This window comes from Micromonospora sp. 15K316 (assembly GCF_004348525.1).
Classification (GTDB): Bacteria; Actinomycetota; Actinomycetes; order Mycobacteriales; family Micromonosporaceae; genus Micromonospora.
On the sequence record NZ_SMKG01000197.1, the window covers coordinates 1 to 11,325 of the forward strand.

The window sequence follows — 11,325 nt, forward strand, 5'->3', positions numbered from 1 at the left end:
CCCCTCAACGGCGCCGCCCCCACCCGTCCCGTCCGGGCCAGCGCGAGTGCCATCGCCGTCACCATCGCCTGCGTACTGCCGGTCTTCCTGGTCGGTGGCCTCGCCGTCCAACTGGGCGAGGAGTTGCGATTCTCCCCGGCCGGGCTCGGGCTGGTGGTCTCCGTCTACTTCGGGGTCGGCGCGCTCGCCTCGGTTCCGTCCGGCGCCCTCGCCGAGCGGTACGGGCCGGCGGTGGTGGCGCGCGCCGGGATCCTGCTCTCCACCGCCTGCCTGCTCGCGGTGGCGACGCTGGCCCGCTCGTTCCCGGTTCTGCTCGGGCTGATGGCGGTCGGCGGCGTCGCCAACGCCCTCGGTCAGCTCGCCAGCAACGCCGCGCTCGCCCGGCACGTCCCGCCGCACCGGCAGGGGCTCTCGTTCGGGGTGAAGCAGGCGGCGATTCCGGTCTCCACGCTGCTGGCCGGGGCGGCCGTGCCGACGATCGCGTTGACCGTCGGCTGGCGGTGGGCGTTCGTCGCCGCCGCGGTCGCCGCGCTGGCCACGTTGCTGGCCGTACCCGCCCGGGAGGGCGGGGCGACACGGCGGGCGGGCCGTGTCCGGGCCGGCCGGGGCACCGGCGCGCTCGTGGTCATCGGGGTCGCCGCGACATTGGCTGCGGGCGCGGCGAACGCGCTGGGCACCTTCGTGGTCGACGCCGCCGCCGCGCGCGGGCTGGCACCGGCGCTGGCCGGGCTGATGCTGACGCTCGGTGGCGCGGTCTGCGTCGTCACGCGGGTCGGCTCCGGGTGGCTGGCCGACCGTCGGTCCGGGGGCCACGTCGCAGTCATCGCCGCCATGCTGCTGGTGGGCGCGGGCGGGCTCGGTCTGCTCACGGTCGCCGGGGTCGCGCCGCTGGTGGTGGGCGTGGTCCTCGGCTTCGGGTTGGGCTGGGCGTGGCCCGGGCTGCTGAACTTCGCGGTGGTCCGGCTGCACCCGCAGGCCCCGGCCGCCGCCACCTCGATCACCCAGACCGGGGTGTACGCGGGCGGCTGCCTCGGTCCGCTCGGCCTCGGCACGGTGGCCGCCCGGATCGGCTACCCCGCCATGTGGGGAACGGCCGCGCTGGCGATGCTCCTCGCCGCCGCCCTCATGCTCACCGGCAGCCGCCTCCTGACCCGGCCCTGACGCTTTCCCGGCCAGCCGGCTCGTCGATCAAGAGGGTTGCGTCCTGGCCGGCCCGGTTCTTGACGCAGACCTCTTGATCACCGCAGCGGGAGCGGCGGGGTGGGGATCAGGAGGTGCGGTCGGCCACGAAGTCGCAGAGCGACTCGAGGGCGCGGCGGGCCGCGTTCTCGGGCAGCGGGGCGAGCTTCTTGCGGGCGTCCTCCGCGTAGCTGCGGACGGTCTCCCGGGCCCGCTTCAAGGCCGGGCTCTCCCGCAGCAGACCGAGCGCCTCGGCGTGCAGGTCGTCGTCGGTCACCGCGCCGACGCCGAGGATCTCGCGCAGCCGTACGGAGGCGGCGTCGGAGTCGTCTCCCGAGCGGGCGTAGAGCACCGGCAGGGTCGGTACGCCCTCGCGCAGGTCGGTGCCGGGAGTCTTGCCGGACTGGACCGACTCGGACGCGATGTCGAGCAGGTCGTCGGAGAGCTGGAAGGCGACGCCGATCGTCTCGCCGTAGCCGGCCAGCGCCTCGGTGTGCTCCGGCGACGCACCGCCGAACAGGCCACCGAACCGGGCCGAGGTGGCGATCAGCGAGCCTGTCTTGCCGGCGATCACCTCGAGGTAGTGGGCCACCGGGTCCTCGCCGGGGCGGGGCCCCACGGTCTCGGCGATCTGGCCGTGCACCAGCTGCGAGAAGGTGCGCGCCTGCAGGCGTACCGCCTCGGTGCCCAGATCGGCGGCGAGGTCGGCGGCCCGGGCGAAGAGGTAGTCGCCGACCAGGATCGCGACCGAGTTGGTCCACCGGGAGTTGGCGCTCTGCGCGCCCCGGCGCACGGCAGCCTCGTCCATCACGTCGTCGTGGTAGAGCGTCGCCAGGTGAGTGAGCTCCATCACCACCGCCGCCGATACGACCGGCACGGCGCCCGGGTCGCCGAACTGGGCGCCGAGGGCCACCAGCAACGGCCGGAACCGCTTGCCACCGGCCTCGACCAGATGCCGGGCCGCCTCGGTGACGAACGGGTCGGCGCTGGCGACTGTCGACCGCAGCTCGGTCTCGACGGCGTCCAGCACGGCCAGCACGGACTCCTCGAGGCGGGGATCGGCAAGGTAGAGACCGAGTTCCCCGAACTGACCCGCGCCACGCCGACTCCGGCGGCCGCCGGAGCCGGTGGCACCTGTACCCTCGCCAGCCGGTTTCACCACGGTTCAACCATGCCACACGCGTTCGACCAGCCCCGGGCGGGGGATGCATGCGACGGGGGGCAGCGACCCGCCCGGGCAGCGGCGGGCGGGGACGCACGAAGGCCGGTACGCCAGGGCGTACCGGCCTTCGGGTGGAGCTTCTCGTCATCTGACGAATTCGGCGGCTCCGGTGGCCAGGTCGAGCAGTGGTGCCGGGGCGACACCGAGGACCAGAGTCGCCACCACGCCGATCATCAGCGCCGCCGCGGTGAGCCCGCCCGGCACCGCGACGGTCGGAGTGGACTCGCCGGGCTCGGAGAGCCACATCATCACCACGACCCGCAGGTACGGGAACGCCAGCACCATGCTGGTCAGCACACCGGCGACCACCAGCCACGCCCGCCCCTCGGCGAGCGCCGGGCCGAAGACCGCGAACTTGCTGGTGAAGCCGCTCGTCAGCGGGATGCCGGCGAAGGCGAGCAGGATGAACGTGAAGACGCTCGCGAAGAACGGGGAGCGTCGGCCCAGCCCGGCCCAGCGGGACAGGTGGGTGGCCTCCCCGTCACCGTCGCGCACCAGGGTCACCACGGCGAACGCGGCGAGCACCGAGAAGCCGTACGCGACCAGGTAGAACATCGTGCCGGAAAGTCCGTCCTTCGACGGCGCGAGCACGCCCACCAGCAGGTAGCCGGCGTTGGCGATCGAGGAGTACGCCAGCAGCCGCTTGATGTCGGTCTGGGTCACCGCGAGCACCGCGCCGACCAGCATGGTAAGCACCGCCACGATGCCGAGCACCGGGGTGAAGTCCCAACTGGCGCTGGCGAAGGCCACGTGGAAGACCCGGAGCAGGGCGCCGAAGGCGGCGACCTTGGTGCAGGCGGCCATGAAGCCGGTGACCGGGGTCGGCGCGCCCTGGTAGACGTCCGGCGTCCAGACGTGGAACGGCGCGGCGGCCGCCTTGAACAGCAGGCCGATGGCGAGCAGCGCCATACCGGCGAAGAGCAGCACCCGGCTGGCCGGCGACTCGTTCACCGCCGCGTTGATGGTGGCGAAGTCCACCCCGGCGGAGCGGCCCGGGATGCCGGAGGTGAAGCCGTAGATCAGCGCGACGCCGAAGAGGAAGAACGCCGAGGCGTACGCGCCGAGCATGAAGTACTTCAGCGCCGCTTCCTGGCTGAGCAGCCGCCGGCGTCGGGCCAGCGCGCAGAGCAGGTAGAGCGGCAGCGAGAAGACCTCGAGCGCGATGAACATGGTCAGCAGGTCGTTCGCCGCCACGAAGATCAGCATGCCGCCGATGGCGAACGTGACGAGCGGGTACACCTCGGTGGTACCGCCGGCGCCGTCGGCCTGCCGCCGGTCCTCGGCGGACTCGGCGGTGATCGCGGCGTGCGCCACGAAGGCGCCGCCACGCTCCACCGCCCGCTCACCGATGAGCAGCAGCGCCATCGCGGCGAGCACCAGGATGCCGCCCTGGAGGAAGAGCGTCGGCCCGTCCACGGCGATCGCCGAACCGGCCGTGATCAGCCGGTCGTCGCTGTTGAGCACCACCATGGTCAGCGCGGCGAGCACCGCGAGCAGGGCCAGCGACAACTGGACCACGTGCCGCCGGTGCCGCGGCACGAACGCCTCGACCAGGACGCCGACCAGCGCGGCCCCCAACATGATCAGGATCGGGGCGAGCGCCGCGTAGTCGATCGACGGCAGCTTCAGTTCACTCACCGGGCCAACCTTCCGTTCGCGACTGGGTCGCCGTCTGCGCGCGACTGCGGGGCTCGCTCCGCCCGCGCCTCGCGCCCGTGCCTGGGCTCGCTCACGATCGCTCGTCCACCCTTCCCGCTCACCGGCCGGCCTCCTGCACGGTGGTGACCACCGACGGGGCGGGATCGGTCCTGCCGATGTCGTCCATGGTCGCCTGGACAGCGGGGTTGATCACGTCGGTGACCGGCTTCGGGTAGAAGCCCAGCACCACGATCAGCGCGACCAGTGGAGCGATCACCACCTTCTCGCGCAGGTTGAGGTCACGCCGCATCCCGTCGATCTCGGTCAGCGCCGGGTTGAGCGTGCCCTGCGTGGTGCGCTGCACCATCCACAGCACGTACGCCGCCGCCAGGATGATGCCGAGGGTGGCGATCACCGCGACCGGCTTGTTCACCGTGAACGCACCGATCAGGACCAGGAACTCGGAGACGAAGGGCGCGGTGCCGGGCAGCGCGAGCGACGCCAGACCGGCGAAGAAGAGCACCCCGGCCAGCACCGGTACCAGCTTGCCGGCGCCACCGAAGTCGCTGATCAGCGCCGAGCCGCGGCGCGCGATCAGCATGCCCACCACCAGGAAGAGCAGGCCGGTGGCGAGGCCGTGGTTGACCATGTAGAGCACCGCGCCGGTGCCGGCCTGGGTGGTGAAGGCGAAGATGCCCACGCCGATGAAGCCGAAGTGCGCGATCGAGGTGTAGGACACCAACCGCTTCAGGTCGTTCTGCCCGACCGCGAGGAGCGCGGCGTAGATGATGCCGATCAGCGCGAGCGCGAGCGCCCACGGCGCGAACCACTTGGCCGCGTCCGGGAAGAGCGGCAGGCAGTACCGCAGGATGCCGAAGGTGCCGACCTTGTCGAGCACGCCGACCAGCAGCGCCGCCGCGCCGGCCGGCGCCGCGCCACCGGCGTCCGGCAGCCAGGTGTGGAACGGGAAGAACGGCGCCTTGATCGCGAAGGCGACGAAGAAGCCGAGGAAGAGCCAACGCTCGGTGCCGGTGGAGATGTCCACCTGCGACAACGCCTGCCAGTCGAAGGTCTTGCCGCCGACCACCCAGAGGCCGATCACCGCGGCGAGCATGAAGAGGCCGCCGACCAGCGAGTAGAGGAAGAACTTGACGGCCGCGTACTGCCGCTGGTGGCCGCCGTAGCTGCCGATGAGGAAGTACATCGGCACCAGCATGACCTCGAAGAACACGTAGAAGAGGAAGACGTCGGCGGCGGCGAAGACGCCGATCATCGTGCACTCGAGGACGAGCAGCAGCGCGAAGTAGACCGGTACCGACCGCTTCGAGGACTCGGCGTCGTGCCACGACGCCAGGATCACCAGCGGCACCAGCACCGCGATCAGCATCAGCATGACCAGCGCGATGCCGTCGGCGGCGAAGGTGAAGTGGACGCCCCAGTTCGGGATCCACGGGTACGACTCGCGGAACTGGAAGCGGTCACCGTCGACCTGGAAGGCGATCCACATCACGACCGAAAGCACCAGCACCAGCAGCGACCAGCCGAACGCCACCTGCTTGGCGAGGTCCGGCCGGCGACGTGGCAGCAGGGCCACCACCAGGGCGCCCACCAGCGGCGCCACGGTCAGCACCGAGAGGAACGGGAAGTTGGACATTATGCGGCCTTACCTCCGTCGTCACTGCGTGGTCCGCCGGCGGGGGCGGCCGGGAAGAGGTCGATCACGCCAGCCACCCCGCCTGTACGGCCAGGAACGCCGCCACCACCAGCAGCGCGCCGGTCAGGATCGAGGTCGCGTACGACCGGACGAAGCCGGTCTGCAGCCGCCGGAGCCGGCCGGAGCCACCGCCGACCGCGGCGGCGAGACCGTTGACCAGCCCGTCGACCCCCCGGTTGTCCAGGAAGACAAGCGCCCGGGTGAGGAAGATGCCCGGCTTCTCGAAGACCGCCTCGTTGAAGGCGTCCGTGTAGAGGTTGCGGCGGGCGGCGGTGACCAGCACCCCGGCCGGCTGCGGCGCGGTGGCCGTGCCGTTGCGGAAGAGGAACCAGGCCAGCCCGACGCCGAGCACTGTCACCAGCAGCGAGAGAGTGGTGATCACGATGTGCGGCAGGACGGTCTCGTGCTCCGCGTGCTCCCCACCGAGGCCCGCGGTCGCGGTCAGCCAGTCCGGCACCGAGGTGGAGAGCAGGAAACCCGCGCCGATCGAACCGAGCGCCAGCAGGATCAGCGGGACGGTCATCAGCTTCGGCGACTCGTGCGGGTGCTCGATCTCCTCGGTCCAGCGCTTCGGCCCGTGGAAGGTGAGCACGAAGAGCCGGGTCATGTAGAACGCGGTCAGCCCCGCGCCGAGCAGCGCCGCCCCGCCGAAGAGCCAGGCCGTCCAGTCGTCACGCCCGAACGCGGCCGCGATGATCGGCTCCTTCGAGAAGTAGCCGGAGAGCGGCGGGATGCCGATGATGGCCAGCCAGCCCATCATGAACGTCAGCCAGGTGGTCCGCATGTGCTTGGCCAGCCCGCCGAAGCGGCGGATGTCCACCTGGTCCTTCATCCCGTGCATGACCGAGCCGGCGCCGAGGAACATGTTGGCCTTGAAGAAGCCGTGCGCCAGCAGGTGGATGATGGCCAGCGCGTACGCCCCGCCGCCGAGCCCGACGCCGAGGAACATGTAGCCGATCTGGCTCACCGTCGACCAGGCGAGCACCCGCTTGATGTCGTCCTTGGCCGCGCCGATGATGCAGCCCATCAGCAGGGTCAGCGCGCCGACGCTCACCACCACGAGCTGGAGCGTCGTGTTGGCCGAGAAGACCGGGTTGGAGCGGGCGATCAGGTAGACGCCCGCGGTGACCATGGTGGCCGCGTGGATGAGCGCCGACACCGGGGTCGGGCCCTCCATCGCGTCCGGCAGCCACGCCTGGAGCGGGAACTGGCCGGACTTGCCGGTCGCGCCGAGCAGGAGCAGCAGACCGAGGACGAGCACGGTGCCGCCGGTCAGCGCGCCGACGTTCGAGAAGACCTCGTCGTACTGGGTGGTGCCGAGGGTGGCGAACATGATGAAGATCGCGATGGCCAGACCGGCGTCACCGACGCGGTTCATCAGGAACGCCTTCTTGCCGGCGGTGGCCGCACTCGGCCGGTCCTGCCAGAAGGAGATCAGCAGGTACGACGCCAGACCGACGCCCTCCCAGCCGACGTAGAGCATCACGTAGTTGTTGCCGAGCACCAGCAGCAGCATGGCGGCGACGAACAGGTTGAAGTACCCGAAGAACCGCCGCCGGCCCCCGTCGTGCGACATGTACTCGACCGCGTAGAGGTGGATCAGGAAACCCACCCCGGTGATCAGCAGGACGAAGAGCGCGGAGAGCGGGTCGAAGAGCAGACCGAAGTCCACCCGGAGGTCGCCGACCGTGATGAAGTCCCAGAGGCTCAGCTCGACGGACTTGTTCTCCAGGCCGCGCAGCTGGAAGAACGACACGAGGCCGAGCACGAACGACACACCGATCGCGCTCACCCCGAGCCAGTGCCCCCAGCGGTCGGCGCGCCGGCCGAGCAGCAGCAGGACCGCCGCACTGACCAGCGGGATCGCCACCAGCAGCCAGACGCTGGCGAGCAGGCCGTCCGCCGTCGCGTACGTGACGGCCCCCGCCGGCTCCGCCGGGGCGTTCGTCAGTATCTCTCCCACCGCAGGCCCCTCTAGTACTTGAGCAGGTTGGCGTCGTCGACGCTCGCCGAGCGCCGGGTCCGGAAGATCGCCATGATGATCGCGAGGCCGACCACGACCTCGGCCGCGGCCACCACCATCACGAAGAACGCCATGATCTGGCCGTTGAGGTCACCGTTGATCCGGCTGAAGGTGACCAGCGTCAGGTTGGCCGCGTTGAGCATCAGCTCGACGCACATGAACAACACGATCGCGTTGCGGCGGATGAGCACCCCGGCCGCGCCGATGGTGAAGAGGATCGCCGCGAGGACGAGGTAGTAGTCAGGAGTCACTTGTCCGTACCCTTCGGCGAGACCTCCTGGGCGGTCAGCTCACGGACCGGCAGGATCTCCGGCGTGCTCCGCTCGCTGAGCCGGCCGTCCGGCAGCCGGGCCGGCGTGGCGACCGAGCTGCTGGTGGCGAAGACACCCGGGCCGGGCTTCGGGCCGGGGTAGTTGCCGGGCCGGAAGCGCGCCTTCATGGTGGCGACCTGGTCCATCTTGTCCTGCTTGCGCCGCTCGATGTGCGCCAGCACCATCGCGCCGACGGCCGCCGTGATCAGCAGTGCCGAGGTCAACTCGAAGGCGAAGACGTACTTGGTGAAGAGCAGCCGGGCGATGCCCTGGACGTTCCCCTCGGCGTTGGCCTGCGTCAGGCCGGCCGCCGTGGTGCCCTCCAGTGCCCGGTAGAGACCGCCGCCGACCAGACCGGCGAAGCCCAGGCCGAGCAGGATCGCCGCGGTCCGCTGCCCGCGCAGGGTCTCGATCAGCGAGTCGGACGCATCCCGCCCGACCAGCATCAGCACGAACAGGAAGAGCATCATGATCGCGCCGGTGTAGACGATGATCTGCACCATGCCGATGAACGGCCCGGCCTGGAGCACGTAGAAGACGCCCAGGCAGAGCATGGTCAGCACCAGCCAGAGCGCGGAGTGCACCGCGTTGCGGGCGGCCACCATCCCGATCGCGCCGATCAGCGCGAGCGGGGCGAGGATCCAGAAGGTGACCTCCTCGCCGCCGGACACCCCGCCTGCGGCGGCGAGCACCGTCTGCGTGGTCATGCCTTGTCCCCCTTGCCCGCGGCGGCCCGCTGGGCGTGCTGCTCCGCGCCAGGGAAGGTCACCCCGGGGTGCTCCTCCACCTGGTACCGGCCCGGGCTGTTGGCGGCGCGCTCCGCGCCGGCCGAGGTCCCCGGGTTGGTCAGGCCGCCGACGTAGTAGTCCTTCTCGCTCTCGCCGAGCCGCATCGCGTGCGGCGGCTGCTCCATGCCCGGCAGCAGCGGCGCGAGCAGCTGCTCCTTCGTGAAGATCAGGTCCTGCCGGCTGTCCCGGGCCAGCTCGTACTCGTTGCTCATGGTCAACGAGCGGGTCGGGCAGGCCTCGATGCAGAGCCCGCAGAAGATGCACCGCGCGTAGTTGATCTGGTAGATGCTGGCGTACCGCTCACCCGGGGAGAAGCGCTGCTCCTCGGTGTTGTCGCCACCCTCCACGTAGATCGCGTCGGCCGGGCAGGCCCAGGCGCAGAGCTCGCACCCGATGCACTTCTCCAAGCCGTCCGGGTGCCGGTTCAGGATGTGCCGCCCGTGGTAGCGCGGCGCCGAGACCGGCGGCTTGAACGGGTAGTCGGTGGTGACCACCTTCCTGAACATGTGCGAGAAGGTGACCCCGAAGCCCTTGAACGTTCCGGTGATCGCGCCCACGTCACACCTCCCTGGACTCCGAGCCGGCGGTGACGTTCGCCGGCTCCCGCTCGGCGACCACGCGCCTGGTGCGCGGGCTCGGTGGGATCTGAAGGTCCATCGGCGGCAGCGGGAAGCTGCCGTGCGGACGGTTGTTGACCTGCTCCTGGACGGTCACCCTCGGCTGCGGCTTCCGGCTCGGCCAGAGCAGCGTGACGAGCAGCAGTACGCCGGCTGGAACGCCGACCGCGATGAGCTTGCCCCGGGTGTCCCAGTCCTCGATCGACCGCAGGCCGCTGAGCACCAGGATCCAGACCAGGTTGATCGGCAGCAGCACCTTCCAGCCGAAGCGCATGAACTGGTCGTAGCGCAGCCGGGGCAGCGTGCCGCGGAGCCAGACGAAGACGAAGACCAGGGCGATCACCTTGCCGAAGAACCAGAGCATCGGCCACCAACCGGAGTTGGCGCCCTCCCAGAGGGTGATCGGCCAGGGCGCTCGCCAGCCGCCGAGGAAGAGCGTCGTGGTGACCGCGGACATGGTCACCATCGCGACGTACTCGGAGAGCATGAAGAGCGCGAACTTCAGCGAGCTGTACTCGGTCATGAAGCCCGCCACCAGCTCGGACTCCGCCTCGGGCAGGTCGAACGGCGCGCGGTTGGTCTCGCCGACGGTGGCGATGAAGAAGATGACGAAGCTCGGCAGCAGCAGGATCGCGTACCAGCCGGGCGCCGGGATCTCGGTGCCGAAGAGGGTCAGCTGGGTGGCGTCCCCCTGTGCGGCGACGATCCCGCTGGTGCTCATGGTGCCGGCCGTCATGAAGACCGCCACGATGCTCAGCCCCATCGCGACCTCGTACGAGATCATCTGGGCGCTGGAGCGCAGACCGCCGAGCAGCGGGTAGGTGGATCCGGAGGCCCAGCCGCCGAGCACGATGCCGTAGATGCCCATGGACGAGCAGGCCAGCAGCACCAGCACCGCCACCGAGACGTCGGTGACCTGCAGGGGCGTCCAGTGGCCGAAGATGCTCACCATCGGGCCGAACGGCACCACCGACAGCGCGGTGACCGCGCAGATCACCGAGATGGTCGGGGCGAAGAAGAAGACGACCTTGTCGGCGGCCCGCGGGAGGATGTCCTCCTTGAAGGCCATCTTCAGGCCGTCGGCCAGGGTCTGCAGCAGGCCGAGCGGACCGACCTGGTTGGGGCCGGGCCGCACCTGCATGTAGCCGACCACGCGCCGCTCGAACCAGACGCCGAGCAGGGTGGCCAGCACCGCGAAGACGAAGGCGAAGACGATCTTGATGAGGACCAGCCACCACGGATCCCGGCCGAAGTCGGCCAGGGTCGGGTCCTGGGCCAGGTAGACCGCGTTCATCGTGCCCACCTTTCGTTCGCGACTGCGGGGCTCACTCGCGCGCTCCTCGCGCTCACTGGGCACCCCCGGAGTTGAGCAGCGGATCCGCGACGCCTGCCTCGTCCGCCGCCGACCGGCCGGCCGGCACGGCCGCCGCCGGAGCGGGGACGGAGATCCGGACCACCCGGCCGGAGATCGCGCCGAGGCTGCGCCGGACGGTCGCGCCGGGCGAGTTGGTGGGCACCCAGACCACCCCGTCCGGCATCTCGGTGATGGCGGCCGGCAGCGTGACCGCGCCCCGGTCGGTCCCGACCGTCACCGCGTCCCCGTCCGCGACGCCCAGCGCCTCGGCGGTGCCCTTGCCCAGCCGCACCAGCGGCGGGCGGGCGGTGCCGGCGAGATGCTCGTCGCCGTCGAGGAGGCTGCCCAGGTCGATCAGCTGGTGCCAGGTGGCGAGCACCGCCTCGCCCGCGCCCGGCTGCGGCACGGCCGCCGGCTCCACCGACGGGGCGGCGGGCCGGGTGGTCCCTGTCTCTTATACACACTGACGCTGCCGACGA

The 11,325-nt window shown here is 70.9% G+C and carries 9 protein-coding genes and 1 pseudogene; 1 reads left to right on the forward strand and 9 read right to left on the reverse strand.

The genetic code is table 11. The annotated features are described in order from the left end of the window. On the forward strand, positions 1-1,161 hold a 1,161-nt coding region (locus E1211_RS25790; RefSeq protein WP_243709699.1), incomplete at its 5' end, for an MFS transporter. A gap of 106 nt (positions 1,162-1,267) precedes the next feature. Here E1211_RS25790 and E1211_RS25795 read toward each other — a convergent pair. The 9 genes and pseudogenes from E1211_RS25795 to E1211_RS25835 form a co-directional block, all read right to left on the reverse strand. Next, complete coding sequence (locus tag E1211_RS25795; RefSeq protein WP_132351767.1) at positions 1,268-2,341, reverse strand: polyprenyl synthetase family protein; 1,074 nt, start codon at positions 2,339-2,341, stop codon at positions 1,268-1,270. A gap of 144 nt (positions 2,342-2,485) precedes the next feature. Then, positions 2,486-4,039 (reverse strand): NADH-quinone oxidoreductase subunit NuoN, encoded by a 1,554-nt coding sequence (gene nuoN / locus E1211_RS25800; RefSeq protein WP_132351769.1) that lies wholly within the window; start codon positions 4,037-4,039, stop codon positions 2,486-2,488. A gap of 118 nt (positions 4,040-4,157) precedes the next feature. Further along, entirely contained in the window at positions 4,158-5,693 is a 1,536-nt protein-coding gene (locus tag E1211_RS25805; RefSeq protein ID WP_132351771.1) for an NADH-quinone oxidoreductase subunit M, read from the reverse strand. 64 nt (positions 5,694-5,757) lie between these two features. Further along, positions 5,758-7,716, reverse strand: a complete 1,959-nt coding sequence (gene nuoL, locus E1211_RS25810) for an NADH-quinone oxidoreductase subunit L (protein ID WP_132351773.1) — start codon at positions 7,714-7,716, stop codon at positions 5,758-5,760. An 11-nt stretch (positions 7,717-7,727) separates the two neighbouring features. Beyond that, positions 7,728-8,027 carry an NADH-quinone oxidoreductase subunit NuoK gene (nuoK, locus tag E1211_RS25815; RefSeq protein ID WP_076469149.1) on the reverse strand — a complete coding sequence of 100 codons (300 nt, stop codon included), beginning with the start codon at positions 8,025-8,027 and terminating at the stop codon, positions 7,728-7,730. Then, positions 8,024-8,794: an NADH-quinone oxidoreductase subunit J gene (locus E1211_RS25820; RefSeq protein ID WP_132351775.1), complete on the reverse strand. Its 771-nt coding sequence runs from the start codon at positions 8,792-8,794 to the stop codon at positions 8,024-8,026. Before E1211_RS25820 ends, nuoK begins: the two co-directional genes overlap by 4 nt. Next, the gene (nuoI, locus tag E1211_RS25825) at positions 8,791-9,432 is read right to left on the reverse strand and encodes an NADH-quinone oxidoreductase subunit NuoI (protein ID WP_132351777.1); all 642 of its coding nucleotides are present in this window, start codon (positions 9,430-9,432) and stop codon (positions 8,791-8,793) included. Before nuoI ends, E1211_RS25820 begins: the two co-directional genes overlap by 4 nt. A 1-nt stretch (position 9,433) precedes the next feature. Further along, positions 9,434-10,786 carry an NADH-quinone oxidoreductase subunit NuoH gene (nuoH, locus tag E1211_RS25830; protein ID WP_132351779.1) on the reverse strand — a complete coding sequence of 451 codons (1,353 nt, stop codon included), beginning with the start codon at positions 10,784-10,786 and terminating at the stop codon, positions 9,434-9,436. 52 nt (positions 10,787-10,838) lie between these two features. After that, positions 10,839-11,291, reverse strand: a pseudogene (locus tag E1211_RS25835) (molybdopterin dinucleotide binding domain-containing protein); the annotation flags it as partial. Between the last annotated feature and the right edge of the window lie 34 nt (positions 11,292-11,325).